The following is a 26,964-nucleotide window of genomic DNA, read 5'->3' as shown; positions in this document are numbered from 1 at the left end:
GCACCCACTACACCGCGTTACCTCCGGCCCCGGAAGCGCTGCGGCCGGCGGCCGTGCGGCCCGGGGCCTAGGCTCCCGCCCCGGCCTCCGCCTGCGCCGCGAACCTGGCCTTCGCCTCGTCGATCTTCCGCCCGAAGTGCAGGGACGCCCACCACAGCACGGCGAACAGTGCCCCCATGAAGAACATGATCGGCACGACGAAGCCGCTCGCGATGAGCGCGATCTGCAGCGCCCAGCCGAGCTGCACCCCGCCGGGCCGGGTGATCATGCCGCACAGCAGGACGCTGAACAGCATCGCGACGCCGCAGACCGTCCAGACCGTGCCCATCGACAGGTCCGGGTCCTTCATGGCGACCAGACCGGCGAAGCCGATGACGAAGAACTCGCCGATCAGCGTCGAAGCGCAGAGCGTACGCACAGGAGTCAGCCCCTCCCCAGGAGCAGTCGGGCCTCGCCGACCGTGATGACGGATCCGGTGACCAGGACGCCACCGCCCGCGTACTCGCCCTCTTCCTCGGCGAGGGTGATCGCGGCCTCCAGGGCGTCCGGCAGACGCGGCTCGACCTGGACGCGGTCGTCGCCGAACACCTCGACGGCGAGCCCGGCCAGCGTGTCCGCGTCCATCGCCCGGTGGCTGGAGTTCTGGGTGACGACGACCTCGGCGAAGATCGGCTCGAAGGCTTCGAGCAGCCCCTTCATGTCCTTGCCCTCGCTCGCCCCGACCACGCCGATCAGACGGCTGAAGTCGAAGACCTCGCTGATCGCCTCGGCGGTGGCGCGGGCGCCCGCCGGATTGTGCGCGGCGTCCAGGACGACGGTCGGCGAGGTGCGCACGACCTCCAGGCGGCCCGGCGAGGAGACCGAGGCGAAGGCCTTGCGGATGGTGTCGATGTCCAGGGTGCGCGCGTGCTGCGAGCCGATGCCGAAGAACGCCTCCACCGCGGCGAGCGCGACGGCCGCGTTGTGCGCCTGGTAGGCACCGTGCAGGGGCAGGAAGATCTCCTCGTACTCCCCGCCGAGGCCGCGCAGGGTCAGGAGCTGGCCGCCGACCGCCATCGAGCGGGAGACGATGCCGAACTCCAGGCCCTCGCGGGCCACGGTCGCGTCGACCTCCACGGCCTTCTTCAGGAGCACCTGCGCCGCGTCCACCGGCTGCTGGGCGAGGATCACCGTCGCGTCGGGCTTGATGATGCCTGCCTTCTCGGCGGCGATCTCACCCGGCGTGTTGCCCAGGCGGTCGGTGTGGTCCAGGTCGATGGGCGTGACCACGGCGACCGAGCCGTCGATCACGTTCGTCGCGTCCCAGCTGCCACCCATGCCGACCTCGACGACGGCGACGTCCACGGGGGCGTCGGCGAAGGCCGCGTACGCCATGCCCGTGAGCACCTCGAAGAAGGAGAGCCTGTACTCCTCCTTGGCGTCGACCATCTCCACGTACGGCTTGATGTCGTTGTACGTCTCCACGAAGCGCTCGGCCTCGATGGGGGCGCCGTCCAGGCTGATCCGCTCGGTGATCGACTGGACGTGCGGCGAGGTGTAACGCCCGGTGCGCAGCTCGAAGGCGCTGAACAGGGCCTCGATCATGCGGGCCGTGGACGTCTTGCCGTTCGTGCCGGTGATGTGGATCGAGGGGTACGCGCGCTGGGGCTCGCCCAGGACGTCCATCAGCGCGGAGATCCGGCTGACGGAGGGCTCCAGCTTCGTCTCTCCCCAGCGGCCGGCGAGCTCCGTCTCGACCTCGCGCAGCGCCTTGTCGATCTCCGGGTCGGTGGGGCGGGAGGGGATGTCGCTCTGGGGCGGGCCCGCCTGGGTGCGCAGGGTGCGGCTGCCCGCCTCGATCACGGCGAGGTCGGGGTCACGGTCGGTCTCGGCTTCGACGATCTCTTCGAAACGGTCGTCGCTGTGGTCGCGGTCGGGGTGCTCGCTGTCAGGCGGGGGGAGGTCACTCACGTAGGCCAGTCTACGGACGGGGTACGACAGCCGCCGTCGGGACCTGTGCGACGCCGCCCGGGGACCTTGGTCCCGCCCGATTCGGGACTTTGGTCCCGCCGATCCGGTCAATCGGCGGGCAAACTTGGCGATCATGGACATAGGTATCGACCTCGGCACAGCGAACACCCTTCTCTACGTCCGCGGCCAGGGGATCGTGCTCAACGAGCCGTCCGTGGTCGCCGTCAAGGAGGGCGCGCGGACCGCCCTCGCCGTCGGGACGGAGGCCAAGGAGACGATCGGCCGCACTCCGGGCTCCATCACCGCGATCCGCCCCCTGCGGGACGGCGTGATCAGTGACTACGAAGCGGCCGAGGAGATGATCCGGCACTTCGTGCGCAAGGCCGTGCCCGGACGCCGCCCTCGTACGCGGATGGTGATCTGCGTGCCGAGCGGTGTCACGCAGGTCGAGCGGCGGGCCATCGTGCACGCGGCGCAGCGGGCGGGGGCCCGCGCCGTGCACCTGGTGGAGGAGCCGATGGCCGCGGCGATCGGGGCGGGGCTTCCGGTGGCGGAGCCGCGGGGTTCGATGGTGGTCGACATCGGCGGCGGCACGACCGAGGTCGCCGTGATCTCGCTGGGCGGGATCGTCACGGCGCAGTCGCTGCGGGTGGGCGGGGACCGCCTGGACGAGGCGATCACGAACTTCGTGCGCAAGGAGCACGGGCTGTTGATCGGTGAGCGGACCGCCGAGGACATCAAGGTCGCGATCGGCTCGGCATGGCCGGTGCCGGGGGACGACGCGCTGGAGTCCCGGACGTTCACCGTGCGGGGGCGGGAGAAGGTGCGGGGGCTGCCCAAGACGGTGGAGCTGACGGTGCGTGAGGTGCGGGCGGCGCTGGACGAGCCGGTGGAGGCGATCATCGCGGCGGTGCGGACGACGCTGGAGGAGTGCCCGCCGGAGCTGTCCGGCGACGTCATGGAACACGGCATCGTCCTGACGGGCGGCGGCGCACTGCTCCCCGCCCTCGACCTGCGCATGGCATCGGCCACGGGAATCCCGGTGTTCGTGGCGGACGATCCGCTGGACAGCGTGGCGATGGGGTGCGGCAAGTGCGTGGAGGACTTCGACGGGCTGGAGCGGGTGATGTCTGCGGCGTAGGGCTTTGGCGGGCGGGCGATGCCGCCTGCGGGGGCTGCCCACCCACCGTGTCCGCCCCCGTCACCGCGGGGCAATCAGGCGGGTGGGGAGGGAGGGAAAGGCTTGTTCGTGGAGGCTGGTGCTGCGGGGTGAACGGACGGGTGGGTGGGAGAGCTTGTGCGTGCAGGGGGCACCGCGGGGCAAGCATCGGCCTCAGGCCAAGCTCCCCGCCGGGAGCGTCGCCAGGACCTCGTAGGACCCTGCCCGGGGCCCCGCCGAGAAGCTGCCGCCCACCGTGCGGACCCGCTCGGCCATCCCCGCGGTGCCAGTCCCGGCGGAGACGGGCGACGAAGAAGGCCCCGCCCCGGGCAGGGCGTTGCGCACGCTCACCCGAAGGTGCCCGCCGGCCACCCGTACCCGCACATCCACCCGCTCCCCCGGCGCATGCTTCGCCGCGTTCGTCAGACACTCCTGCACCACCCGGTGCACGGCGGCCTGGCGGATGGGCGAGAGGCGGTGGGCGGACCCGTCGACCTGGAGGTCGACCGGCGTGCCCGCGCGCTCACTGCGTTCGGCCAGTTCGGGCAGCGCGTCCAGGCCGGGCGTGGGCGCCCCGTCCACGCCCCGCCGCACGATGATCTCGTTCAGCATCCGGTGCGCCGACCGCGCCGTCTCCGAGAGCTCCTCGAAGCCGTCCTCGAAGTCACCTCCCGACGCCCGCCGCGCGAGCACCTGCGAGCGCACGCTCAGCAGCGTCAGCTCACGGCCGACGAAGTCGTGCACGTCCCGTGCGATACGGGACCGCTCCCGCTGGACCGCGTGCAGCGCATCCGTCTCGGCCCGCTGCGCCTGCAGCGCACGGACCAGGTCCTGGCGGTTGGCCGCGACGCCGACCCCCGCGGCGAGCACACCGATCGGCACGACCAGGCTGAGGAAGGAGCTCAGGCTGTCCCCGCGGTGCACCGGCCAGCCGGGCAGGGTGAACATCACGTACGCGAAAGCCACATAGCCGAGCACGCCGAACGTGCCGGCGAGACGGCCCCGGTACCTGCCCAGGGAGTACAGCGCGAACTGGGCGAGGGTCAGCTCGTGCAGCCAGCCGACGAGCGCGAGCGCGACCGCGTACGTCACCCAGGGCGCGGCACGGCGCAGCAGCAGGGAGGCGGCGCCGAGGGTGAGGACCAGGGCGGCGAGGGGGCCGTTGAGGGAGTTGTCCGCCTCGGCGAGGCCGGGGATGTCCAGGCTCATCAGGGCCAGGCAGCTCAGCGCGGTGAGAGCGTCCTGCACCCGGGGCGCACGCGCCCAGCGCCCGGCGTGACGGCGGCCCGCGGCCGCCGCCCCGCGAAGCGCCTGGGCGGCGGGCAGGTCGTGCATGGATCCATCATCCAAGGTCTTTCTGCCCGAATCATCAGACTTATGACCTTTATTTCGTGAAGTGTGACACGTCGGCGTGGCGGTCCCCGAAAGGCCTTCTCCGGGGGTCAAATCAGACCATGTGGTATGCCCAGAACCCCGGCCGACGGACCCGCCAGCTCCTCGGCGACGGCGCGGTCCTGCTCTGGACCGCGCTGTGGACCGGCGCCGCCGTCGTCGCCTACCGGCTGGCCTGTCTGCTCACCCGCCCCGCGCCGGAGGCACCGCCCCCGCCCATCGGCGACCCCTCCCGCCTGCCGCTGGTCGGTGATCGCGTCGACGCCGCGCTACGGGCCGCCGCCGACATCGCCGGAGCCGGGGACCCGGTGACCGTGCGCGCCGCGGTGATCGTGGGCGCCGTCGCCGTCTTCCTCGTACCCGTCGGCCTCGTGCTCAGCAGCTGGCTCCCCCGGCGTCTGCGCTGGATCCGGCAGGCCGCCGCCGCCCAGGAGCTCGCCGCGAGCTACGACGGCCGCGAGCTGCTCGCCCTGCGCGCCCTGCTGCGGCCCCTGGACGAGGTCGCACGGACCGCGTACGAACTCCCTGACGCCACCGCGGGCAGCCTCGCCGAGGGGTGGCGCGGCGGCGACCCCGACATCATCGACGCGCTCGCCGAGGCGGAGCTGGTGCGCCTCGGCCTGCACATCGCCGAGCAGGAGACAGGGGCGGAGCAGGAGACGGCCCCCGAAAACGGGACAGGGCCCCTGGAACCCTGCGGTCCCATGGGCCCTGTCTCGACTGCCTGACTGGACTGACTGAACTGACTGCCTGACCGGCTAGGCCTGCGGCAGACCGTCCAGCTGGGCCTGGAGGCGGGCGATGTCGCCGTCCGCCTTGGTGAGGCGGCCGCGGATCTTGTCGACCACGTTGTCCGGCGCCTTCGCCAGGAACGCTTCGTTGCCGAGCTTCGCCGTGGCCTGCGCCTTCTCCTTCTCGGCCGCCGCGAGGTCCTTGGCGAGGCGCTTTCGCTCCGCCGCGACGTCGATCGTGCCGGACAGGTCGAGGGCGACCGTGGCGCCCGAGACCGGCAGCGTGGCGGTGGCCGCGAAGCCCTCGCCCTCCGGCTGGAGGCGCAGGAGCTGGCGGATGGCCGCCTCGTGCGGGGCGAGCGCCGTGCCGTCCAGGGAGAGCCGGGCCGGGACCTTCTGGCCCGGCTGGAGCCCCTGGTCGGCGCGGAAGCGGCGGACCTCGGTGATGACCTGCTGGAGGGTCTCGATCTCCCGCTCGGCACCGGCATCACGGAAACCGCTGTCGGACGGCCACTCGGCGATCACGAGGGACTCGCGGCCGGTGAGGGTCGTCCAGAGCGTCTCCGTCACGAACGGGACGATCGGGTGAAGGAGGCGCAGCGTCACGTCGAGGACCTCACCCAGGACGCGGCCCGACACCTTCGCGGCCTCGCCGCCGCCCATGAACGTCGTCTTGGACAGCTCGACGTACCAGTCGAAGACCTCGTCCCACGCGAAGTGGAAGAGGGCGTCCGACAGCTTGGCGAACTGGTAGTCGTCGTAGAACGCGTCGACCTCGGCGACCGTCGCGTTCAGGCGGGACAGGATCCAGCGGTCCGTCGCCGAGAGCTGCTCCACGGGCGGGAGTGCACCCTCGATCGTGGCGCCGTTCATCAGCGCGAAGCGCGTGGCGTTCCAGATCTTGTTGGCGAAGTTCCGCGAACCCTGGACCCAGTCCTCGCCGATCGGCACGTCGACACCGGGGTTGGCGCCGCGGGCCAGCGTGAAGCGGACGGCGTCCGAGCCGTACTTGTCCATCCAGTCGAGCGGGTTGACCGCGTTGCCGAAGGACTTCGACATCTTCTTGCCGAACTGGTCGCGGACCATGCCGTGCAGCACGATCGTGTGGAACGGCGGGGTGCCGTCCATCGCGTACAGGCCGAACATCATCATCCGGGCGACCCAGAAGAAGAGGATGTCGTAGCCGGTGACCAGGACGGAGTTCGGATAGAACTTCGCCAGGCTCTCGGTCTCCTCGGGCCAGCCGAGCGTGGAGAACGGCCACAGACCGGACGAGAACCACGTGTCCAGGACGTCGCTGTCCTGGGTCCAGCCCTCGCCGGTGGGCGCCTCGTCGTCGGGTCCGACGCAGACGACCTCGCCGTTCGGCCCGTACCAGACGGGGATTCGGTGGCCCCACCACAGCTGGCGCGAGATGCACCAGTCGTGGAGGTTGTCGACCCAGTCGAAGTAGCGCTTCTCCATCTCCTGCGGGTGGATGGCGACCTTGCCGTCGCGGACCGCGTCACCGGCGGCCTTGGCGAGGGGGCCGACCTTGACCCACCACTGCATCGACAGGCGCGGCTCGATGGTGGTCTTGCAGCGCGAGCAGTGGCCCACGGAGTGGGTGTACGGGCGCTTCTCGGCGACGATGCGGCCCTCGGCGCGCAGGGCGCCGACGATGGCGCTGCGGGCCTCCAGGCGATCCAGGCCCTGGAAGGGGCCGGGGACCGTGATGACCGCGTGCTCGTCCATGACCGCGATGTTCGGCAGGTCGTGGCGCTGGCCGATCTCGAAGTCGTTCGGGTCGTGCGCCGGGGTCACCTTGACGGCGCCGGTGCCGAACTCGGGGTCGACGTGCTCGTCGGCCACGACGGGGATCGTGCGGTCGGTCAGCGGCAGCTTGATCTGCTTGCCGACCAGGTGCTTGTACCGCTCGTCGTCGGGGTGGACCGCGACGGCGGTGTCACCGAGCATCGTCTCGGCGCGGGTGGTGGCGACGACGATGGTCTCGTCACCCTCGCCGTACTTCATCGAGACGAGCTCGCCGTCGTCGTCCTGGTACTCGACCTCGATGTCCGAGATCGCCGTCAGACAGCGCGGGCACCAGTTGATGATGCGCTCGGCGCGGTAGATCAGCTCGTCGTCGTAGAGCTTCTTGAAGATGGTCTGGACGGACTGGGAGAGGCCCTCGTCCATCGTGAACCGCTCGCGCGACCAGTCGACTCCGTCGCCGAGGCGGCGCATCTGCCCGGAGATCTGGCCGCCGGACTCGTCCTTCCACTGCCAGACGCGCTCGATGAACTCCTCGCGGCCCAGGTCGTGGCGGGACTTGCCCTCCTTGGCGAGCTCGCGCTCCACGACGTTCTGGGTGGCGATGCCGGCGTGGTCCATGCCCGGCTGCCACAGCGTCTCGAAGCCCTGCATGCGCTTGCGGCGGGTGAGGGCGTCGATGAGCGTGTGCTCGAAGGCGTGGCCCAGGTGCAGGGAGCCCGTGACGTTCGGCGGCGGGATGACGACGGTGTATGGAGGCTTCTCGCTCGCCGCGTCGGCGGAGAAGTAGCCGCGTTCTACCCAGCGCTCGTACAGCGTCCCCTCTACCTCGGCCGGCGCGTACTGGGTCGGCAGTTCGGTGATGGGCGCTGAATTCTGCTGCTGAGTGTTCTCGGTCACCGGGCCAGTTTAGAGGTGTCACAGACCCGTCCCGAAACCGGATTCTTCAGTAACGGTTGCGGCCCGGTGCCCCATGGCGCTCCGGCGTCGGTCAGGATGTCGGCATCACATAAGCGTTCGGAGGGGAACCCACGCGATGAGCTACAACCAGCCTGGCCCGTACGGCGGGCAGCAGCCCCAGCAGCCCGGTCCTTACGGGCAGCAGCCGGGTCAGCCTGGCCCCTACGGCCAGCCGCCGCAGGCACCCCAGCCCGGCTACGGCTACCCCCAGCAGCCGCCCCAGGGCGTCCCTCCGCAGCAGGGCGGCTACAGCCAGCCGCAGCAGCCGGGTCCGTACGACATGAACCAGCAGGGCGGCCCGTACGGGCAGGTCCCGCCGCCCCCGCCCGCGGGTGGCGGCAGCGGCAAGAAGACCGGCCTCATCATCGGCGCGGTCGTGGCGCTCGTCGCGATCGGCGGCGGCGTGTGGTGGTTCACGGCGGGCAAGGACGACAGCTCCTCGTCGGCGGGCAACGCGGCGGTGTCGGACGACGGGGCGCACAAGCTGGTCACGCCCGAGACGGTGCTCTCCGAGTACAAGAAGCAGGCGTCGACCGGTGACGGCTTCAACGACGACGACATGGAGCGGGCCGAGAAGGACGGCGTCAAGAACGGCAAGCCCGTCGACGCCGAGTACCAGTCGGGCGACAAGAGCAACCCGCTGGCGCAGAAGATGATCAAGTTCATGGGCGTCTACGGCGAGATCGACAACCCGTCCAAGGTGGTCGACGGGATGTTCGACAAGATGAAGACGGAGTCCGAGAAGGAGGACGCCTCCACCTCCACCGGCAAGCTCATCGGCAGCCCGAAGAGCTTCGACGCGGACGGCGCGGTCCTCAAGTGCCAGGAGACGGAGGTCAAGGGCGGCGGCTCCGGGCCGAAGTCCATCCGCATGCCCGTCTGCATCTGGGGCGACAACAGCACGCTCGGCATCGTGATCCCGGTCGACATGGCGTCCGCCATGACCGGCAAGGGCGCCTCGCTCGGGGACGCGGCGGACACGGCGTCCAAGCTCCGCAAGGAAGTCCGCGTCAAAGCCTGACGCACTGACGGGCGCGACGTCGCGCACAGCAGCCCCGGTCGCTTCGGCCGGGGCTGCTTCCGTCAGGATGTCGGGATCACATAAGCGCACTCACGGGGGAACCCACGCATGAGCTACAACCAGCCCGGTCCTTACGGCCAGCAGCCGCAGCAGCCCGGCCCCTACGGTCAGCAGCCGCAGGCACCCCAGCCCGGCTACGGCTACCCGCCGCAGGCCCCGCAGGGCGTGCCGCCGCAGCAGCCGGGTCCTTACGGCCAGCAGCAGGCCCCGTACGGGCAGCAGCCGCAGGCTCCCTACGGGCAGGTCCCGCCGCCTCCGCCGCAGGGTGGCGGCAAGAAGACCGGCGTCATCATCGCCGCCGTGGTCGCGGTCGTCGCGGTGGCCGTGGGGGGCTACTTCGTTCTCGCGGGCGGTGATGACGACAAGGGCAAGGGCGGCGGCTCCTCGAACGTGGCGGGCGGCGGAGGCGACGAGTCCGGCGTCAAGGACGACGGGCCGCACAAGCTGATCACGCCGGAGACGGTCCTCACCGACTACAAGAAGGGCGAGGACGGCGCCAGCGAGAGCGGAATGAGCTCCAGCGACGTCAGGGAAGCCGAGAAGCACGGCGTCAAGAACGCCAAGGACGTCGCGGGCCAGTACCAGTCGGGCGACAAGAGCAACCCGCTGTCGCAGAAGATCCTGCAGTTCAACGGCGTCTACGGCGAGATAGCGGACCCCGAGAAGGTCGTCGACGCGATGTTCGGCGAGGCCGAGAAGAACGCCCAGGAAGGCGCCGGCAGCACCAGCGGCGGCGAGAAGATGACGCTGGTCGGCAGCCCCAAGTCGTACAGCCCCGCCGGGCTCGACGGCGCGGTGCTCAAGTGCCAGGAGATGAAGCTCGACTTCGGCTCGTCGACGTCGGCCGGCAGCAGCCAGGGCCCGAGCGAGATGTCGATGGCCACCTGCATCTGGGGTGACAACAGCACGCTCGGCATCGTGATCACCACGGACGTGGCGAACGCGATGGGCGGCAAGAGCGCCGACCTCGACGAGGCCGCGGAGAAGACCGCCAAGTTCCGCAAGGAAGTCCGCGTCAAGCTCTGACGGCAGCGCGGTACAGCACCACATGAGAGGGGCGCCCGGCGATCGAATCGCCGGGCGCCCCTCTCACGTACGTCACGCAGCCCTGGAAGCTACGCGGACTTCATCTCGCCCGTCCCCGGGCCCCGCGCGTCACGCGGCACCAGGGTCGGGTTCACGTTCGAGTGGACGACATCCGCCGTGATGACCACGCGGGCCACGTCCTTGCGGGACGGGACCTCGTACATCACCGACTGGAGGACCTCCTCCATGATGGCGCGCAGGCCGCGCGCGCCGGTCTGGCGCAGGATCGCCTGGTCGGCGATGGCCTCGAGCGCCTCGCGCTCGAAGTCCAGCTCCACGCCGTCGAGTTCGAACAGGCGCTGGTACTGCTTCACGAGTGCGTTGCGCGGCTCCACCAGGATCTGGAGCAGGGCCTCGCGGTCCAGGTTGTGGACCGAGGTGATCACGGGGAGGCGGCCGATGAACTCCGGGATCATCCCGAACTTCACCAGGTCCTCCGGCATGATGTCCTCGAACCGGTCCTTCTCCTGCAGCTCGCGCTTGGAGTGGATCGTGGCGCCGAAGCCGATGCCCTTCGCGCCCGCCCGCGACTCGATGATCTTCTCGAGGCCGGCGAACGCGCCGCCCACGATGAAGAGCACGTTCGTCGTATCGATCTGGATGAACTCCTGGTGCGGATGCTTGCGGCCGCCCTGCGGGGGCACCGAAGCCGTCGTGCCTTCCAGGATCTTGAGCAGGGCCTGCTGGACGCCTTCTCCCGAGACATCGCGCGTGATCGAAGGGTTCTCGCTCTTGCGGGCCACCTTGTCGATCTCGTCGATGTAGATGATGCCCGTCTCGGCCTTCTTGACGTCGTAGTCAGCGGCCTGGATGAGCTTCAGGAGGATGTTCTCGACGTCCTCGCCGACATAGCCCGCCTCCGTGAGCGCCGTCGCGTCAGCGATGGCGAACGGGACGTTCAGCATGCGCGCGAGCGTCTGCGCGAGCAGCGTCTTGCCGGAACCGGTCGGGCCGAGCAGCAGGATGTTGGACTTCGCGAGTTCGATCGCGTCGTCACGGCCCTGCGCGCCGCCGGCCTCCCCGGCCTGAACCCGCTTGTAGTGGTTGTAGACCGCTACCGAGAGGGCCTTCTTCGCGGGCTCCTGGCCCACGACGTACCCCTCGAGGAACTCGTAGATCTCGCGAGGCTTGGGGAGTTCCTCCCACCGCACCTCGCTCGTCTCCGCGAGCTCTTCCTCGATGATCTCGTTACAGAGGTCGATGCACTCATCGCAGATGTACACACCGGGACCTGCGATGAGCTTCTTGACCTGCTTCTGACTCTTCCCGCAGAACGAGCACTTGAGCAGATCGCCGCCGTCACCGATGCGTGCCACGAGGTGCTTCCCCTTCGCCTGGGAGACGCCACGTTCAGCGACTCCTGGTGCCTCATATCTGACGGTACCTTGCCCGGCCCCCCGTACGGGCCCCCCTTGGCACGGTTCACTTTGACGTGAACCGTGCCAGGGAACGGCAGATGCTACAGCCCTGCGTCAGACGACCGACGAGTTGTTCATCTTCCGAGTGGAGATGATCTGGTCGATCAGGCCGTACGCCAGCGCGTCCTCGGCCGTGAGGATCTTGTCGCGCTCGATGTCGTCGCGGATCTTCTCGATCGGCGTCGTGGAGTGCTTGGCCAGCATCTCCTCGAGCTGCGCGCGCATCCGGAGGATCTCGTTCGCGGCGATCTCCAGGTCGGAGACCTGACCGCGGCCCGTCTCGCTGTAGGGCTGGTGGATCAGCACACGGGCGTTCGGGAGCGCCATGCGCTTGCCCGGCGTACCCGACGCGAGGAGCACGGCGGCGGCCGAGGCGGCCTGGCCCATGCAGACGGTCGAGACGTCCGGCTTCACGAACTGGATGGTGTCGTAGATGGCCGTGAGGGCCGTGAACGAGCCACCGGGGCTGTTGATGTAGATGGAGATGTCGCGGTCCGGGTCCATCGACTCCAGGCACAGGAGCTGCGCCATGACGTCGTTGGCGGACGCGTCGTCGATCTGCACGCCGAGGAAGATCACGCGCTCCTCGAAGAGCTTCGCGTACGGGTCGTACTCACGCACGCCCTGCGAGGTGCGCTCGACGAAGCGCGGGATGACGTAGCGGGATTCGGCGGAGGGGCCGGTGTACTCGGCGGAGGCGCCGCTGTACTCGGCCTGGGTGCGCTCGTAGAGGCCGCTGCCGGGGTAGTTCTTCATCTCTGTAGGTCTCCTGAGGAGCGTGGGCTGGGTCGGCTTCGGAGGGCTGAGCGGTGGGCTCAGGCTCCGGTGCCGCCGCCGCCCGGCATGCTGGCCGCGTTGGGCATGATGTCGTCGATGAGGCCGTACGCCTTGGCCTCTTCCGGGTCGAACCAGCGGTCACGGTCCGAGTCGTGCGTGACCTGCTCGACGGTCTGACCCGTGTGGAACGCGGTGAGATCGGCCATCTTCTTCTTGGTCAGAAGGAGACGCTCGGCGTGGATCTTGATGTCCGACGCGGAGCCCGCGAGTCCCGCGGAGGGCTGGTGGATCAGGATCTCGGCGTTCGGCAGCGCGAAGCGCTTGCCGGGGGTGCCGGCGCTGAGCAGGAACTGGCCCATCGAGGCCGCCATGCCCATCGCGATCGTCACCACGTCGTTCTGGATGTACTGCATGGTGTCGTAGATCGCCATGCCGGCCGTGATGGATCCACCAGGGCTGTTGATGTAAAGGAAAATGTCCTTGTCCGGCTCTGCGGCAAGGAGCAGCAGCTGCGCGGTGATCTTGTTGGCGATGTCGTCGTCCACGGCCTGGCCGAGGAAGATGATCCGCTCGTTGAGCAGCCGGTTGTAGACCTGGTCGCCGAGGCCACCACCGATGGAGGGGTCGCCGGCGGCGGAGGGCATCAGATTCGTCACGTATCCACCTGCTCGTCTTACGACGGCGCCGGGCCGTCTCACGTCTTCTTCTGAGGCTAGGGACCCCGCGTGCTCGCCGCTCCGGGGCGGCTTCGGGGACTCCCCTGCCCTCGTATTCATGGACCCTAACGCTCAGCCCCCTCCGGGGAATCCCGCAAAGGTGACTGTTCGCTGTGAGCGCAGGTTCTGGCGGGGGCGCCTCGTCAGGGCCGCCGGGGAGCCCCGACAGGGGCACGGGGACTGCGCGGCCCGCGCCCCTTCGGGCGCGACAGGCCCCCGGGATCGAGATCCCGGGGGCCTGTCGTACGAGCGTCAGAGCGAAGCTCAGGCTTCGGTCTTCTCTTCGGCGGAGTCGGACGTCTCGGAAGCCTGCTCGCCCTCGGCGGCAGCCTCTTCCTCGTCGTCGTCGAGGTCCACGACCTCGCCGTTCGTGTCCTTGACCGTCGCGGCCTCCACGACGACCGCGAGGGCCTTGCCGCGGGCGACCTCGCCGACCAGCATCGGGACCTGGCCGCCTTCGACGACGGCCTGGGCGAACTGGTCGGGGGACATGCCGGAGGACTGCGCGCGACGCATGAGGTGCTCGGTGAGCTCCTCCTGGTTCACGTTCAGCTTCTCCTTGTTGACGAGCTCGTCGAGGACGAACTGCGTCTTGATGCCCTTCTCGGCCTGCTCCTTGGTCTCGGCGTCGAACTCTTCCTCGGTCTTGCCCTGGATCTCCAGGTACTTCGCGAGGTCGAGGCCCATCTGGCCGAGCTGGTGGTTCACCAGGTTGTGCTTGCGGGTCTCGATCTCGTCCGCGAGGAGCTTCTCGGGGACGGGGACCTCGACCAGCTCGAGCAGCTTCTCCAGGACGCGCTCCTGCGCCTGGGTCGCCTGGTCGTACTGCTTCATGTTCTCGAGGCGCTTGCGGCTGTCGGCCTTGACCTCGTCGAGGGTGTCGAACTCCGACGCGAGCTGCGCGAAGTCGTCGTCGAGCTCCGGCAGTTCACGGGCGGCGACCTGGGTGACCTTGACGGTCACCTCGGACTCCTTGCCCGCGGCGGAGCCGCCCTTGAGCTCGGAGGTGAAGGTGGCCTCGCCACCGGCCTCCAGGCCCTTCACGGCCTCGTCGATGCCCTCGAGGAGCTCGCCGGAGCCGATCGTGTACGAGACGCCGGACGCGACGCCGTCCTCCAGGACCTCGCCCTCGACCTTGGCCTCCAGGTCCAGCGTCACGACGTCGCCGTCCTCGGCGGCACGCTCGACCGGCGAGGTGGACGCGAAGCGCTCACGGAGCTCCTCGACGGCCTTCTCGACGTCTTCGTCGCTGACCTCGACGGCGTCGACCTCGACCTCGATGCCGGAGTAGTCCGGGATCTCGATCGCGGGACGGATGTCGACCTCAGCGGTGAAGTTGAGGGTCTCGTTGTCCTTCAGCTCGGTGATGTCCACCTCGGGCTGGCCCAGGACGTTGAGCTCGGCCTCGTTCACGGCCTCGGTGTAGAACTTCGGGAGCGCGTCGTTGACGGCCTCTTCGAGGACGGCGCCACGGCCGAACCGCTGGTCGATGACTCGGGCCGGGATCTTGCCCTTGCGGAAGCCCTTCACCGTGACCTGCTGGTTGATCTTCTTGTAGGCCGCGTCGAGGCTTTCCTTGAGCTCCTCGAAGGGCACCTCAACAGTGAGCCGAACCCGGGTCGGGTTCAGGGTCTCCACGGCGCTCTTCACGGTTCGGTCTCCTTGGGGCTGACTTCTTGGGATTGAGCCCGGCTCAGAGACACACGGGCACACAGCTTGCATAGTAACGGCAAGCGGGAGCCGACCCACAATGCGATCTTGTGAGGGAGATCTTGCTGGTCGGGGTGGCGGGATTTGAACCCACGGCCTTCCGCTCCCAAAGCGGACGCGCTACCAAGCTGCGCCACACCCCGTCGGTGCGACACGTAGGGTACATGCCTGCAGGCAGTGCGGCGCCCGCTTAATCGCGAGTACGTACGGGGTGTGCGGGGAGGGCGTCCGACCCGCTACGATGCTTGCCGTGCCGCGGTCGCTGACCAGCAGCGTCCTCGACGTTCCGCGGTGCGAGCCGTGCGGGTGTAGCTCAATGGTAGAGCCCTAGTCTTCCAAACTAGCTACGCGGGTTCGATTCCCGTCACCCGCTCTCTGTGGCCTCAGGCCCGGTTCCCAGGAACCGGGCCTGAGGCATTTCCGCGTCCCGCCGCCCGTGTCCCTCTTTGGGTGACCTCACCTGCACGGCAGTGCGCACACAGCCGCGTACGCACTGCCGCCGTGGGTGCCGCTCAGAAGCTGATCGAGTTGATGGTCTCGGCCACCTCATTGAGGAAGCGGTTTATGGAGGGGGCCATTCCGGTTGAGGCGAGGAAGAACCCGAAGAGCACCGCCACGATGGCGGGCCCCGCTTTGATCGATCCACCGCGGATCAGCACGATGAGGATGATCGCCAACAGCAACACCACTGACAGCGAAATGGCCACACTGATCACACCCTAGGTCGGTCTCTCCCCGGCCCGGGGGGTACGACCCCGCACACCCCCGCCAGGACCATCGTGCCACCAACGCGCCTTCCGTATGCGGCAGGTGACACATCGTCGGCCAAGGCCTCCGGCGCCCGGCGCGGACCCGGCGCGCGCGTGCGCCCTTGGGGCACATGAACCCCGCGCCCCCGCACGGCAATTCGAAGCCCGCGCGTCGCCGCTAATTCGGCTTGATCGTTTCCATCGCCACACAACTCGTTCGCCAGAAATTCGAATTGTCGCCAGGCGCACATCACCGGTTCCACAAAGAGCCAATCAATCGGACGTTTCACCAGAGTCGCCTGCGGGCGTTATGCAACGTTTAAGGGGGATGAGTTGTGACGTACCGGACATTCATCCTGTCATATCGACGGTGAATCGACCGTGACAGGGGGTAAATCCCCCTGTCCACTCCGATGATTTCTGGGTACTCGGACCTCAATAGCCCTGATCCGTCTGTGATTGAGCTGACAGGCGAGTTGGGGGTTTTACGAATACACACAAGCGACGCTAGGGTGCCTCAGATGTTCCACGCTGCCACCATCCCCGCAAGCGCAGTGCGGTCCAGGATCGTCTCACCGAGCTCTTGGTGGGAGGGCCTGTGACGAACTCGGTTCAACCGCACGGCCGCCACCGGGCGCCGCTCCCCCCGGCACACGTGCCCGCGGACGGAGTTCCAGGCCCCCGCGCCCCCCAGTCCACCATGGCCGCGACCGTTCCCCACGCCCCGGCCGGCCCCACCGCTCGCCCCGGCTCGACGAGCCCCTCCGGCTCCACGGGCCACTCCGCTCCCACGGGCAGACCCGCATCCACGGGTCAACCCGCCAAGCAGCGCGACGCGTTCTTCGACAACGCCAAGTACCTGGCGATCGTCCTGGTCGCGATGGCGCACTCCTGGGAGCCGCTGACCGACGGGAGTCGCAGCGCGGAAGCGCTGTACATGACCGTCTACACGTTCCACATGCCGGCGTTCATCCTGATCTCCGGCTATTTCTCACGCAGCTTCGACATGCGGTCCGACCGGCTCAAGCGCCTGGTGACCGGCGTAGCCGTGCCGTACGTCATCTTCGAGGTCGCGTACACCCTCTTCAAGCGCTACGCGGACAACGATCCGACGCAGCCGATCAGTCTGCTCGACCCCTGGTACCTCACCTGGTTCCTGGTCGCGCTCTTCGTCTGGCGTCTGACGACCCCGCTGTGGAAGCTGGTCCGCTGGCCGATTCCGCTCGCGCTCGGTGTCGCGGTGCTCGCCTCGGTCTCGCCGGACATCGGTGACGACCTCGATCTGCAGCGCGTGCTGCAGTTCCTGCCGTTCTTCGTGCTCGGCCTCTTCATGAAGCCCGAGCACTTCCAGCTCGTGCGGCGCCGCGAGGTGCGGCTGCTCTCCATCCCGATCTTCGCGAGCGCGCTGCTCCTCGCGTACTGGGCCGCTCCCCGTATGACGTCGGCCTGGTTCTACCGCCGGGACAGCGCACAGGAGTTGGGTGCGCCGTGGTGGGCCGGTGTCGTGATGACGCTGGCGCTGTTCGGCTGCTCGGCCATCCTGACCGCGTGCTTCTTCGCGTGGGTTCCGCGCCGGAAGATGTGGTTCACGGTGCTCGGCGCGGGCACGCTGTACGGCTACCTGCTGCACGGGTTCCTCGCCAAGGGCTCGCGTTTCTGGGGCTGGTTCGACAACTACGAGTGGATGCACACGCCGGTCGGTCAGGTGATCGTGACGCTGGTGGCCGCGGCTGTGGTGACGCTCCTCTGTACGCCTCCGGTGCAGCGGATGTTCCGCTTCGCCATGGAGCCGAAGATGGAGTGGGCGTTCAAGCGGGATGCCGCGGCGTTGGCCCGGGAGCGGGCCAAGTCCTCTTCGTAGCCGGTTCATGTTCGTAGCCGGTTCAACACCGGGTCACCGGGCGGGGTTCAGCCCGGTGACCCGATGCCCAACAGGGCGCGCATGTTGGCGTACTTGGCCGTGAGGCGAGTGCGGGTCGGCCCGTCCAGCTCTGCCAGACGGGCCGGATTCGCGTTGTGGGCCAGGTCCGCTTCCTTGACCAGGCGGGCACCGGGGGTGTCGAGGATGCGCCGCGCGTACGTCTCCGGAGCCTCGCCCGGCTGCTTCGTCAAAGCCCGGACGATGTCCTTCGTGTACGGGGTCAGGGCCGCTGTCTCCAGCCACCGCTCGCTCAGGGCGTGGTCCTCGATCGCGTCGTGCAGCCAGGCCGCGGCGATCTGTTCCGGTGAGCCGCCCCGGGACCGCACGCCGTCCGCCACGGCCCGCAGATGCTCCGCGTAGGGACGGCCCGCCTTGTCCCGCTGGGTGGCGTGCGCCTCGCGGGCGATGGCTTCCACTTCCGCGAGGGGCAGTGTGTGGCTGGGCTTCATACGGCCATTCTTACGGCCTCGGCTCCCTGAGCGCCGCCCTTGCCGGCAGCGCCGTGGCCGCGAGGCCGAGTGCCAGGGTCGCCGCCACGAACGATCCGTACAGCAGCGGCGGGATGTACGGCGACTCCCCCGTCAGGCCGTTCATCATGGGGACCAGCGTGGCCAGTGCGATCGCCGAGCCGATCACGATGCCCGCGCAGGCGACCAGGAGCGCCTCCCACCGGACCATCACCATCACCTGGCGCCGGGTGGAGCCGATCAGGCGCAGCGTGCCGAGTTCACGGCGGCGGTCAAGGACCGTCATCACCAGGGTGTTGACCGCGGCGATCGCCGCGAATCCGCCGAGGACGGCCGCCATCACCGCGTTCGCCCAGGCGTTGACCGCACGGTCCGTGGACTGGGCGGTGGCGTAGCCGTCGCGGTCCCGGAGGGTGCCGAGCGCGCTGAGGGCACTGCGGACCTGCGGCGCCCCGCCCTTCGTCCAGATCTCCGAGGAGAAGGACGAGGTCACGTGCTGCTTCAGGTCCGCCGCGGGGAGCGTGACCTGGGAGAGGCCGAGACCCCGGTCGTACGTGGCCACCACCTTGGGTGACGCCTTCGTGCCGTCGGGCATGCGCAGGGCGAGGCGCTCGCCCGTCTTCACGTGCGCGGACTCCGCGAGCTTCGCGTCGACGGCGATCTCCCCCTTGCCGAGCGAGGCCATCGTGCCCGTCCTGACGCCCAGGTCCTGGACCCTGGCCAGGTCACGGGACGAGCCCGTCACGCCCTGCGTCGACGCCGACTCCAGCCAGCGGTCGCCGCCCGAACCCAGCGGTACCAGGACGGAGGTCTTGAGGAGGCCCACGGCCGAGGTGACGCCCGGGGCCTGCCCCGCCTTCGTCACCCCGTCGGCGGTCACTCCCGCTCCCGACGCGGAGACGATGTGATCCGCGGTGATGCCGTCGCGCTGCTGGTCGGACGCCACCCGTTCCTCGCTGGTGTGCATGAAGACGAGGGTCGATGAGAACGCCATCGCGAGCACGATCGGGGTGATCGCCGAGGCCAGACGGCGGGCGTTCGTACGGGAGTTGGCCGCCGCGAGCGAGGCGGACGCGCCCGCGCCGCGCAGCGGGAGTCCGAACAGGGCCGCGCAGCCGCGGGCGACCAGCGGGCCGAGCAGGGCCACGGCGAGCATGAACAGCATGACGATGCCGAGCGCCACGTTGGCCGCGTCGTCACCGGTCAGGGAGGAGGCGATCCCGGCGAGCACACAGCCGCCGACGGCCGCCGCGATCCCCAGCGGCGTACGGATCCAGCCGAAGCGCAGGCGTTCCACGGAGGATTCGCTCAGCGCCTGGCCCGGCCTGATGCGGGAGGGGCGGCGGGCCGCCGCGTAGCCGGAGACCAGGGCGGTGACCACGGCGACGCCGACGGCCGAGACGAGCGGGATGAACGAGACCGAGAGGTCCAGGGCATCGGGGATCGCGCCCTTGTCCTTCAGCTGGCCGAACCACCAGCGGGCGAGGCCGATTCCGGGCAGCACGCCGACCGCTCCCGCGAGGGGCGCGACGAGCAGGGACTCCGTGGCGATGGTGCGGCGGATCTGCCGGGGTGTCGTGCCGATGGCCCGGAGCAGCGCGTACTCGCGGGCGCGCTGGCCGACGGAGAGCGCCACGGTGCCGGCGGCGGTGAACATGGCGACCAGGGCGGCGATCCCGCCGAAGGAGCCGCCGAGACCGGTGAGCATCTCCTGTGCGTAGGCGAGTTCGGAGCCCTCGGCCTCGCTGCGGTCGTCGCCGGTGTGGACGTCCGCCTTCTTGCCGACGGCGTGCGCCACCTGGGACTTGAGGGCGGCGGCCGTGACGCCGTCCTTCGGCAGGACGGCGACGGCGTCCACGCGGCCCGGGTGGCCGGAGAGGCGTATGGCCTCGGAGTCGGTGAACCAGGCGGTGGGTGCGCCCTGTTGCCCTCGTACGGTGCCGGAGATCCGGAAGTCGCGCGGTCCGTCCGCCGTGGTGAGCGTGGTGTGCCCGCCGACGGACGCGCCGGGTGCGGCGAGGACGACCTCGCCCGGGTGCGGGGCGCGGCCCGCGGTCAGCTTCTCGCCGGTGAAGGCGGTGGAGCCCCAGCCGTGGGCGGTGACGCTCTTGCCGCCGGACTGCACCGGGAAGGTGACGTCCGCGACGGCGGCGCGCGCTCCGGGCACCGAACCGGCCTTCGCCACCAGGGAGTCGTCGATGCGGGCCCGGTCGGGCAGCGGGGTGTTCGACTCGGAGCGGCTGTCGCCGCTGCCGGTGACGAAGTGGGCCGTCTGGGACGCCGCGGCCACCACGGGGGCGCCCGCGTACCGGGTGGGCGGCACCGATGCGCGCACCCCTGTCTCCAGGAGGATGCCGCAGGCGGACACGATCAGCGCGGCCATCATCAGGGCGACGAACGTGCCCGCGAAGGCCGCGGGCTTGAAACGGATCGCTGCGCGGGCGAGGCCGTTGGGCATCAGGGTTCTCCGGAGTCGGTGAAGGGGCGGGGCACGGGTGCGGGGCTAGGGCCCTAGGCCGCCGCTGTCGCGTACGCCGGGGCGGTGAGCGTCGTCATGCGGGCCGCGATCTGTGCCGCGGAGGCCCTCTCCAGGCGGTCCACGATCGCGCCGTCGGCGAGGAAGAGCACCCGGTCCGCGTAGGCCGCGGCGGCGGGGTCGTGGGTGACCATCACGACCGTGGCGCCCATGCCGTCGACGGCCGAGCGGAGCAGGGTGAGGATCTCGGCGGCCGTGGTGGTGTCCAGGGCGCCGGTCGGCTCATCGGCGAAGATCACGTCCGGGTTCGTGACCAGGGCGCGGGCGATCGCGACGCGCTGCTGCTGGCCACCGGAGAGCTCGCCGGGGCGGCGCTTGTGCTTGTCGCCGCCGAGGCCGACGCGCTGGAGCAGGTCGGCGGCCCTGCGGCGGTCGGGGCGGTGGCCCGCGAGGCGCATCGGCAGGACGACGTTCTGCTCGACGGTCAGCGAGGGAAGCAGGTTGAACGCCTGGAAGACGAAGCCGAGGCGGGTGCGGCGCAGGGCGGTCAGCTTGTTCTCGCTCATGGACGTGATCTCCGTGCCGCCCAGGTGCACCGTGCCCTCGGTGGGCCTGTCGAGTCCGGCCGCGCACTGCAGGAAGGTGGACTTGCCGGAGCCCGAGGGGCCCATGACGGCGGTGAAGCTCCCGCGCTCCAGGGCGAGGTCGATGCCGCTGAGTGCGTGCACGGCGCCGGATCCCCTGCCGTACCTGCGGCGCACGCCGCGCAGTTCGACGGCCCAGTCGGAGCGGCGGGGCGCCTCGCCGGGCATCGGGGGCACCGGGCCTCCGACGGTTTCCTTCTTGCGACGCAGCCCCATGGCTCTCTCCGCCTTCCGTAGGTGATGCCTCGAACGTACGGATTCGGGGGCTCTGTGGACCATGAGGTCCCCCGGCGAATCGGGGGTGGGGATATCCCCCGCAGAGAGCGGATGTCCACCCCACACGTCCGCCCCACCGGGGTGCCGCCACATCGTTTGGTAAGCTAACTATTGACGCGTTCTTGACGCTCCCTTTGCCAACGACGTGCGGAGTGTGCGTCTTCGGATCACCAGGAGGAACGGCATCGGACACGCAGACACCCTGATAGCCATGGGCGGCGCCTTTCTCGCCGCCGCCGTGCTCGCCCGCGTGGGCGGCCGCATCGGACTCCCCACCATTCCGCTCTTCATCCTGGCCGGGATCCTCCTCGGCCCCCACACTCCCGGCGTGGTCCTGCTCTCCAACCCCCACGACCTGGAGATGCTCTCGGCACTCGGCCTGGTGCTGCTGCTCTTCTACCTGGGCCTCGAGTTCCACATGGACGACCTCAAGACGGGCGGCCGCAAGATGGCCCTCGCCGGAGGGACGTATCTCGCGCTGAACGTCGGCGCGGGCCTCGGCTTCGGATTCGCCCTCGGCTGGGGCACCTCCGAGGCTCTGGTCCTCGCCGGGGTGCTCGGCATCTCGTCGTCGGCGATCGTCACCAAGGTGCTCGTCGACACCGGCAGGCTCGGCAACCCGGAGACCAAGCCGATCCTCGGCATCATCGTCGTCGAGGACATCTTCCTGGCGCTCTACCTCGCGGCGCTGCAGCCCGTCCTGTCCGGCGCCGACAGCCTCGCGGCGGCCGTCATGGACGGCGGCAAGGCGTTCGGCTTCCTGCTGCTGCTCGCCCTCGTGGCGCGCTTCGGCACGAAGGTCGTCGGGCGGCTCATGGACACCCGGGACGACGAGCTGCTCGTCATCTCCTTCCTCGGGGCCGCGGTCTTCGTCGCCGGGGTCTCGGAGTGGTTCGGGGTCGCGGACGCGATCGGCGCCTTCATGGTCGGTCTGATGGTGGGCAGCACGGCGTCCGGCGAGCGCGTCCGCAAACTCGTGCACCCGCTGCGGGACGCGTTCGGGGCGATCTTCTTCTTCGGCTTCGGTCTCTCCATCGACCCGGGCGACCTGCCCATGGTGCTCTGGCCGGTGCTCGCCGCCGTGGCGGTGACGCTGCTCATGAACGTCCTCGCCGGACTCGGTGCGGCGCGGATCTACGGCTTCGGGGCGGGCCCCGCGGCGAACATCTCCACCACCCTGCTCGCGCGCGGCGAGTTCGCCCTGATCCTGGCGACCATGGCGGCCACCGCGGGCCTCGACGAACGGCTCTCGCCGTTCATCGCCGGGTACGTGCTGCTGCTCGCGGTGCTCGGACCGCTGGCGGCGGGACGCTCACGGTGGCTGGCCCGGATCCTGCCGGGCGGGCGCGATCCCGTACCGGAGCCGGAGCCCGAGCTGTCAGGCGCTCGCTGACGGCTCCCGGCAGATCAGGAGCAGCGCCCGGTCGTCGTTCACGTCCTTCGCGACCGCCTCGATCAGATGCCACGCGGCGCCGTGGAAGCCGCCCGCCACATAGCGGTCGGCTTCCCCGGTGAGGCGGTCGATGCCCTCGCTGATGTCGCGTTCGGAGGTCTCGACGAGTCCGTCCGTGAACAGCATCAGGACGTCGCCGGGACGCAGGGAGCCCTTCACCGGGTCGAACTGCGCCCCGTCGTAGACCCCCAAGAGCGGTCCCTCCGCGGCCTTCTGCTCCCAGCGGCCGCTGCCCGCGCTCAGCTGGAGGCCCGGCGGGTGGCCCGCCGTGAAGAGTTCGTAGTCGCCGCTCTCCAGGTCGAGGACCAGATGGATCGAGGTCGCGAAGCCCTCGTCCCAGTCCTGGCGCAGGAGGTAGCCGTTGGCCGCGGTCAGGAACGCGTGCGGCGGGAGCGAGCCGAGCAGGCCGCCGAAGGCTCCCGACAGGAGCAGGGCGCGGGAGCCCGCGTCCATGCCCTTGCCGGAGACGTCCGTGAGGACGACCTCCAGGGTGCGGCCGCCGTTCGTGCGGGCCGCGACCACGAAGTCCCCGGAGAAGGACTGGCCGCCGGCGGGCCGCAGGGCCATCTCGCGGTGCCAGCCGCGGGGCAGCTTCGGCAGCTTGCTCTGCACGCGGATACGTTCACGCAGGTCGAAGAGCATCGTTCCGCCGCCGCGCCACGGCACGCCGACCCGGCTGCGGAACTGGGCGATGATCAGCCCGAAGAAACCGCAGGCCGCGACGACCAGGACCACTCCGGGCGTGACCCGTGAGGGCCCTTGCGTGTACGGGCCGAGCTGGACGGACTCCACGATGAGCGCGGCGGCGGCCGTCGCGTACAGGCCGAGCAGGCTGGAGGGCCGCAGGAGCAGGCCGCCGGCCACGATGGGAAGCACGAGCGCGGCGGGCGAGCACCAGACGTTGTTGACGATGGTGAAGAAGGTGATCACCGGGATGGTGACGAGCAGGCCCGCGAGCGCGATCCAGTCCGAGCCGTCGCCCCTGAAGTAGTCGACCCCGGATTTGCGCAGCCCTATGCGAGCCCGGTGGATCCGCTTCTTCATCCGGGCTGTAAACGTCTCGGCTTCCGCTCGCCTGCCTGCCATTGCTCCCGGACCCTATCCACCGGGCCAGGCACTTCGCACGGGAGGTGCCTGTTGTCCCCCGACAGAGGCATGCTGTCAGCCCGCGTAAATCCTGTCGCTCCGCCCGCTTCACCCTGGTAGGCATGGCATATGACGACGGAAATGCGGGAGTTGTGCCAGGAAGACTGGGACGAGTACTACGGGACGCTGGAGCTCGCCTTCGGCGGCGTCGCCGAGGCGAAGGAGGAGCACGAGCTCTGGAACGCGCTGACCGAGTTCGACCGCTTCTTCGGCACCTGGGAGGGCAGTACCTGCGTCGGAACGACGGGAGCGTTCAGCTTCCGCCTCTCCGTGCCGGGCGGCTCCCTGGTGGACGCGGCCGGTGTGACCATGGTCAGCGTCGCGGCGACGCACCGGCGGCGGGGCATCCTTACGTCGATGATGCGGCGCCAGCTCGACGACGTACGCGCGAAGGGTGAGTCCCTGGCCGTGCTCACCGCCTCCGAGCCGGTCATCTACGGACGGTTCGGGTACGGCGCGGCGACGTTCGCGACGAAGGCCGAGATCGACACGGCACGCGTGAGCCTGTCGGTGCCGGCCGGTACCGATGACGTACGCCTTCGGTACGCCAAGCCCGCCGACGTCCACGAGGCGTGCGAGGCGGTGTACGCGCGACGGGTGAGCGAGCGGCCGGGAATGCTGGCCAGGCAGCCCGGCTGGGACCGGCTCGGGCTGCTCGACCCGGAGAGCGAGCGCCAGGGATCGTCGCCACTGCAGTGCGTGGTCGCCGAGCGCGACGGCGAGATCGTCGGGTACGCGCGCTACCAGGTGAAGCCCGACTGGAACGTCGCGGGCCCCTCGGGCACGGTCCGGCTGCGCGACCTGGAGGCCGACGACCCGGCGTCCTGCGCGGCGCTGTGGCGGTTCCTCTTCGGCATCGACCTGACGTCGACGGTCGAGGCGCACAGCCGCCCGACGGACGACGCGGTCTTCCAGCTCGTCTCGGACGTGCGGCGCTGCCGGCTCCAGGTGCGGGACTCGCTGCACGTACGCCTGGTGGATGTGGGGGCCGCCCTCGCGGCCCGCACCTACCGGACGCCGGTGAACCTGGTGTTGGACGTCGAGGACGCCTTCTGCCCCTGGAACGCGGGCCGTTGGCGGCTCACGGGCGACCTGAAGGACGCGACCTGCGAGCGCACCGACGACGACGCCGATCTCGCCCTGCCCGTACGGGACTTGGGCTCGGCCTACCTCGGCGGTGTGTCCCTGGCGTCGCTCGCGGCGGCGGGCCGGGTGCGGGAGCTGCGGCCGGGCGCGCTGGCCGAGGCGACGACGGCGTTCGGCTCGGACGTCGCGCCGTGGCTGCCGCACGGCTTCTAGCCGAGTGCGGCCGGAGGCCTCAGGTGGTCTTCGGCAGCGGGGCCTTGACCTCGCGGGTGGCCAGGTACAGGGCGATCAGCCAGCCGATGATCGAGGCGCCGAAGACGAGGTTGATGAGGAGGATCACCCAGCGGAGCTCCACGCCCCGGTTGAAGGCGATGAGGGACGGGAGCAGGAAGACGGCGACGAAGAGTACGCCGACCGCGATGCCGATCGGCCCGTCTATCCAGTTGGTGTGGAACATGAGACCCCCGTTGAACTGACGTTGAACTGACCATTTCGGTCAAGCGGTGATCTTATGCGAGCCGCCCCTCGGGCTCAGGGCGCCGTTCGCTGGCAGCCGGGGCACCAGAAGAGATTGCGGGCGGCGAGATCGGCGGTGCGGATCTCGCCGCCACAGATGTGGCAGGGCATGGTGGCCCTGCGGTACACGTACACCTCGCCGCCATGGTCGTCCACGCGCGGCGGGCGGCCCATCGCCTCCGGTGTGTGCTCGGGCCTGACGGTGTCGATCCGGTTCAGGCGCACGCCCTCGCGCATCAGGAAGACCAGGTCGTCCCACATCGCCGTCCACTGGGCAGGGCTGATGTCCTTGCCCGGGGTGTACGGGTCGATGCCGTGCCGGAAGAGGACCTCGGCGCGGTAGACGTTGCCGACGCCCGCGATGACCTTCTGGTCCATGAGGAGCGCGGCGATGGTGGTGCGACTGCGGGAGATACGGGCGTACGCGGCGGCCGGGTCGTCGCCGGTCCGCAGCGGGTCCGGGCCGAGGCGGGCGTGTATCGCCTGCTTCTCCTCGTCCGTGATGAGCGCGCAGGTCGTGGGGCCCCGGAGGTCGACGTACGCGTCCTCGGTGGCGATGCGGAGTCGGACGGTGTCCGTGGGCGGGTTCGCCGCGGCCGTGCCGCCGAAGTTCACCTTGCCGAAGAGGCCGAGGTGGATGTGGATCCAGCCGGTGTCCGCGAAGCCCAGGAAGAGGTGCTTGCCGTGGGCCTCCGCGGTGTCCATCTCCTGACCGTTCAGGAGGGCCGCGCTGTCGGAGAACTTGCCCTGGGGGCTGGTGACGCGGAGAGGGCCGCGGTCCTCGAACCGTTCCCGGTGGTCGGCAGCCAGCCGGTGAATGGTGTGCCCCTCAGGCACGGGGTCCTCCCAGGGGGTGCGGATCAATCAGTACTGCCCCTCGGCGCACCGGAGAATCACCGGCTTCGCCGAGTTCGTCCTCAAACGCCGGACGGGCTGAATTTTCAGCCCGTCCGGCGTTTGAGGACATCGTGTACGGGAGTAACGCCTACTGCTGCGGGTGTCCGGCCGGGATGGCGGGCAGCTCACCCGTCTCTTCGTAGCGCGACAGCATGTCGATCCGCCGAGTGTGACGCGCCTCGCCCGAGTACGGCGTCGCCAGGAAGATCTCGACGAACTTCGTCGCCTCTTCCCGCGAGTGCATCCGGCCGCCGATCGACACCACGTTCGCGTCGTTGTGCTCACGCCCGAGGGCAGCGGTCTGCTCGCTCCAGGCGAGGGCGGCCCGCACCCCCTTCACCTTGTTCGCGGCGATCTGCTCCCCGTTGCCGGAGCCCCCGATCACGATGCCGAGCGACTCGGGGTCCGCCGCCGTCTTCTCCGCGGCGCGGAGGCAGAAGGGGGGGTAGTCGTCCTGGGCGTCATAGATGTGGGGCCCGCAGTCGACGGGCTCGTGGCCGTGGCTCTTGAGCCACTCGACCAGGTGGTTCTTCAGTTCGTAGCCGGCATGATCCGAGCCGAGGTACACGCGCATGCGACTGAGTGTGGCACGTCGGGGAGC

The 26,964-nt window shown here is 69.8% G+C and carries 23 protein-coding genes and 2 tRNA genes; 8 read left to right on the top strand and 17 right to left on the bottom strand.

The features are described 5' to 3' along the window. Positions 1-67: 67 nt before the first annotated feature. Positions 68-418 carry a DUF4233 domain-containing protein gene (locus OG302_RS27345; RefSeq protein ID WP_371529187.1) on the bottom strand — a complete coding sequence of 117 codons (351 nt, stop codon included), beginning with the start codon at positions 416-418 and terminating at the stop codon, positions 68-70. Positions 419-423: 5 nt separating this feature from the next. Further along, entirely contained in the window at positions 424-1,950 is a 1,527-nt protein-coding gene (locus OG302_RS27340; protein WP_371529186.1) for a folylpolyglutamate synthase/dihydrofolate synthase family protein, read from the bottom strand. Between the two features lie 133 nt (positions 1,951-2,083). On the opposite strand from OG302_RS27340, the gene OG302_RS27335 reads away from it, so the two are divergent. Then, positions 2,084-3,091: a rod shape-determining protein gene (locus OG302_RS27335; protein ID WP_371529185.1), complete on the top strand. Its 1,008-nt coding sequence runs from the start codon at positions 2,084-2,086 to the stop codon at positions 3,089-3,091. Between the two features lie 192 nt (positions 3,092-3,283). On the opposite strand, the gene OG302_RS27330 is transcribed toward OG302_RS27335, so the two are convergent. Further along, positions 3,284-4,444, bottom strand: coding sequence for a sensor histidine kinase (locus OG302_RS27330; protein WP_371529184.1), 1,161 nt, complete (start codon positions 4,442-4,444; stop codon positions 3,284-3,286). Positions 4,445-4,563: 119 nt separating this feature from the next. Between OG302_RS27330 and OG302_RS27325 the strand changes: the two genes are divergently transcribed. Continuing rightward, entirely contained in the window at positions 4,564-5,229 is a 666-nt protein-coding gene (locus OG302_RS27325; RefSeq protein WP_371529183.1) for a hypothetical protein, read from the top strand. Between the two features lie 30 nt (positions 5,230-5,259). Here OG302_RS27325 and OG302_RS27320 read toward each other — a convergent pair whose 3' ends face one another. Next, the gene (locus OG302_RS27320) at positions 5,260-7,884 is read right to left on the bottom strand and encodes a valine--tRNA ligase (RefSeq protein WP_371529182.1); all 2,625 of its coding nucleotides are present in this window, start codon (positions 7,882-7,884) and stop codon (positions 5,260-5,262) included. A gap of 136 nt (positions 7,885-8,020) precedes the next feature. Between OG302_RS27320 and OG302_RS27315 the strand changes: the two genes are divergently transcribed. Together OG302_RS27315 and OG302_RS27310 are read left to right on the top strand one after the other, a co-directional pair. After that, a complete protein-coding gene (locus OG302_RS27315) occupies positions 8,021-8,965 on the top strand; it encodes a hypothetical protein (RefSeq protein WP_371529181.1) in 945 nt (314 codons plus the stop codon). 108 nt (positions 8,966-9,073) lie between these two features. Next, on the top strand, positions 9,074-10,051 hold the full coding sequence (locus tag OG302_RS27310; protein ID WP_371529180.1) for a hypothetical protein: 978 nt from the start codon (positions 9,074-9,076) through the stop codon (positions 10,049-10,051). An 89-nt stretch (positions 10,052-10,140) separates the two neighbouring features. Here the strand turns inward: OG302_RS27310 and clpX are convergent, their stop codons facing one another. From clpX to OG302_RS27285, 5 genes are all read right to left on the bottom strand, one after another. Then, positions 10,141-11,427 carry an ATP-dependent Clp protease ATP-binding subunit ClpX gene (clpX, locus tag OG302_RS27305; protein ID WP_371529179.1) on the bottom strand — a complete coding sequence of 429 codons (1,287 nt, stop codon included), beginning with the start codon at positions 11,425-11,427 and terminating at the stop codon, positions 10,141-10,143. A gap of 156 nt (positions 11,428-11,583) precedes the next feature. Then, positions 11,584-12,285, bottom strand: coding sequence for an ATP-dependent Clp protease proteolytic subunit (locus OG302_RS27300; protein ID WP_361828291.1), 702 nt, complete (start codon positions 12,283-12,285; stop codon positions 11,584-11,586). Between the two features lie 59 nt (positions 12,286-12,344). Next, positions 12,345-12,950 carry an ATP-dependent Clp protease proteolytic subunit gene (locus OG302_RS27295; protein WP_361828568.1) on the bottom strand — a complete coding sequence of 202 codons (606 nt, stop codon included), beginning with the start codon at positions 12,948-12,950 and terminating at the stop codon, positions 12,345-12,347. Positions 12,951-13,286: 336 nt separating this feature from the next. Continuing rightward, on the bottom strand, positions 13,287-14,672 hold the full coding sequence (tig, locus tag OG302_RS27290) for a trigger factor (RefSeq protein WP_371529178.1): 1,386 nt from the start codon (positions 14,670-14,672) through the stop codon (positions 13,287-13,289). A 126-nt stretch (positions 14,673-14,798) separates the two neighbouring features. Continuing rightward, positions 14,799-14,875: transfer RNA gene (locus OG302_RS27285), tRNA-Pro, on the bottom strand. A gap of 159 nt (positions 14,876-15,034) precedes the next feature. On the opposite strand from OG302_RS27285, the gene OG302_RS27280 reads away from it, so the two are divergent. Next, positions 15,035-15,105, top strand: a tRNA-Gly gene (locus OG302_RS27280). A 139-nt stretch (positions 15,106-15,244) separates the two neighbouring features. Here the strand turns inward: OG302_RS27280 and OG302_RS27275 are convergent. Continuing rightward, positions 15,245-15,439, bottom strand: coding sequence for a hypothetical protein (locus tag OG302_RS27275; protein ID WP_160505028.1), 195 nt, complete (start codon positions 15,437-15,439; stop codon positions 15,245-15,247). 640 nt (positions 15,440-16,079) lie between these two features. Here OG302_RS27275 and OG302_RS27270 point away from each other — a divergent pair. Continuing rightward, positions 16,080-17,342 (top strand): acyltransferase family protein, encoded by a 1,263-nt coding sequence (locus OG302_RS27270; RefSeq protein WP_371529177.1) that lies wholly within the window; start codon positions 16,080-16,082, stop codon positions 17,340-17,342. 47 nt (positions 17,343-17,389) lie between these two features. Here the strand turns inward: OG302_RS27270 and OG302_RS27265 are convergent, their stop codons facing one another. Genes OG302_RS27265 through OG302_RS27255 form a run of 3 tightly spaced genes read right to left on the bottom strand, consistent with a single transcriptional unit; the run spans position 17,390 to position 21,205 of the window. Further along, positions 17,390-17,851, bottom strand: coding sequence for an HD domain-containing protein (locus OG302_RS27265; protein WP_371529176.1), 462 nt, complete (start codon positions 17,849-17,851; stop codon positions 17,390-17,392). A 10-nt stretch (positions 17,852-17,861) separates the two neighbouring features. After that, the gene (locus OG302_RS27260; protein ID WP_371529175.1) at positions 17,862-20,327 is read right to left on the bottom strand and encodes an ABC transporter permease; all 2,466 of its coding nucleotides are present in this window, start codon (positions 20,325-20,327) and stop codon (positions 17,862-17,864) included. A 53-nt stretch (positions 20,328-20,380) separates the two neighbouring features. Continuing rightward, positions 20,381-21,205 carry an ABC transporter ATP-binding protein gene (locus OG302_RS27255; protein ID WP_371529174.1) on the bottom strand — a complete coding sequence of 275 codons (825 nt, stop codon included), beginning with the start codon at positions 21,203-21,205 and terminating at the stop codon, positions 20,381-20,383. 271 nt (positions 21,206-21,476) lie between these two features. On the opposite strand from OG302_RS27255, the gene OG302_RS27250 reads away from it, so the two are divergent. Continuing rightward, the gene (locus OG302_RS27250; RefSeq protein ID WP_371529173.1) at positions 21,477-22,658 is read left to right on the top strand and encodes a cation:proton antiporter; all 1,182 of its coding nucleotides are present in this window, start codon (positions 21,477-21,479) and stop codon (positions 22,656-22,658) included. On the opposite strand, the gene OG302_RS27245 is transcribed toward OG302_RS27250, so the two are convergent. Beyond that, complete coding sequence (locus tag OG302_RS27245) at positions 22,644-23,804, bottom strand: PP2C family protein-serine/threonine phosphatase (protein ID WP_371529172.1); 1,161 nt, start codon at positions 23,802-23,804, stop codon at positions 22,644-22,646. The two genes, OG302_RS27250 and OG302_RS27245, sit on opposite strands and share 15 nt — an antisense overlap. 129 nt (positions 23,805-23,933) lie before the next feature. Here OG302_RS27245 and OG302_RS27240 point away from each other — a divergent pair, with 129 nt between their 5' ends. Then, on the top strand, positions 23,934-25,163 hold the full coding sequence (locus OG302_RS27240) for a GNAT family N-acetyltransferase (protein WP_371529171.1): 1,230 nt from the start codon (positions 23,934-23,936) through the stop codon (positions 25,161-25,163). A 19-nt stretch (positions 25,164-25,182) separates the two neighbouring features. Here the strand turns inward: OG302_RS27240 and OG302_RS27235 are convergent, their stop codons facing one another. The 3 genes from OG302_RS27235 to OG302_RS27225 form a co-directional block, all read right to left on the bottom strand. After that, on the bottom strand, positions 25,183-25,407 hold the full coding sequence (locus tag OG302_RS27235) for a superinfection immunity protein (protein WP_361828316.1): 225 nt from the start codon (positions 25,405-25,407) through the stop codon (positions 25,183-25,185). 74 nt (positions 25,408-25,481) lie between these two features. Beyond that, positions 25,482-26,303, bottom strand: coding sequence for an Fpg/Nei family DNA glycosylase (locus OG302_RS27230; protein ID WP_371529170.1), 822 nt, complete (start codon positions 26,301-26,303; stop codon positions 25,482-25,484). A gap of 148 nt (positions 26,304-26,451) precedes the next feature. Continuing rightward, positions 26,452-26,937, bottom strand: coding sequence for a ribose-5-phosphate isomerase (locus OG302_RS27225; RefSeq protein ID WP_371529169.1), 486 nt, complete (start codon positions 26,935-26,937; stop codon positions 26,452-26,454). Positions 26,938-26,964: the final 27 nt, after the last annotated feature.

Source organism: Streptomyces sp. NBC_01283, assembly GCF_041435335.1.
Taxonomy (GTDB): Bacteria; Actinomycetota; Actinomycetes; order Streptomycetales; family Streptomycetaceae; genus Streptomyces.
Note: the sequence above shows the minus strand (reverse complement) of the source record. Positions and strands in the feature narration are given on the sequence as shown.

What these genes read in the sequence shown, in the direction of transcription:
- OG302_RS27335 (WP_371529185.1), top strand. Translation starts at nt 2,084, where the DNA reads ATGGACATAGGTATCGACCTCGGCACAGCGAACACCCTTCTCTACGTC.
- OG302_RS27330 (WP_371529184.1), bottom strand. Translation starts at nt 4,444, where the DNA reads ATGCACGACCTGCCCGCCGCCCAGGCGCTTCGCGGGGCGGCGGCCGCG.
- OG302_RS27325 (WP_371529183.1), top strand. Translation starts at nt 4,564, where the DNA reads ATGTGGTATGCCCAGAACCCCGGCCGACGGACCCGCCAGCTCCTCGGC.
- OG302_RS27315 (WP_371529181.1), top strand. Translation starts at nt 8,021, where the DNA reads ATGAGCTACAACCAGCCTGGCCCGTACGGCGGGCAGCAGCCCCAGCAG.
- OG302_RS27310 (WP_371529180.1), top strand. Translation starts at nt 9,074, where the DNA reads ATGAGCTACAACCAGCCCGGTCCTTACGGCCAGCAGCCGCAGCAGCCC.
- OG302_RS27300 (WP_361828291.1), bottom strand. Translation starts at nt 12,285, where the DNA reads ATGAAGAACTACCCCGGCAGCGGCCTCTACGAGCGCACCCAGGCCGAG.
- OG302_RS27295 (WP_361828568.1), bottom strand. Translation starts at nt 12,950, where the DNA reads ATGCCCTCCGCCGCCGGCGACCCCTCCATCGGTGGTGGCCTCGGCGAC.
- OG302_RS27265 (WP_371529176.1), bottom strand. Translation starts at nt 17,851, where the DNA reads ATGAAGCCCAGCCACACACTGCCCCTCGCGGAAGTGGAAGCCATCGCC.
- OG302_RS27260 (WP_371529175.1), bottom strand. Translation starts at nt 20,327, where the DNA reads ATGCCCAACGGCCTCGCCCGCGCAGCGATCCGTTTCAAGCCCGCGGCC.
- OG302_RS27255 (WP_371529174.1), bottom strand. Translation starts at nt 21,205, where the DNA reads ATGGGGCTGCGTCGCAAGAAGGAAACCGTCGGAGGCCCGGTGCCCCCG.
- OG302_RS27250 (WP_371529173.1), top strand. Translation starts at nt 21,477, where the DNA reads ATGGGCGGCGCCTTTCTCGCCGCCGCCGTGCTCGCCCGCGTGGGCGGC.
- OG302_RS27245 (WP_371529172.1), bottom strand. Translation starts at nt 23,804, where the DNA reads ATGGCAGGCAGGCGAGCGGAAGCCGAGACGTTTACAGCCCGGATGAAG.
- OG302_RS27240 (WP_371529171.1), top strand. Translation starts at nt 23,934, where the DNA reads ATGACGACGGAAATGCGGGAGTTGTGCCAGGAAGACTGGGACGAGTAC.
- OG302_RS27235 (WP_361828316.1), bottom strand. Translation starts at nt 25,407, where the DNA reads ATGTTCCACACCAACTGGATAGACGGGCCGATCGGCATCGCGGTCGGC.
- OG302_RS27225 (WP_371529169.1), bottom strand. Translation starts at nt 26,937, where the DNA reads ATGCGCGTGTACCTCGGCTCGGATCATGCCGGCTACGAACTGAAGAAC.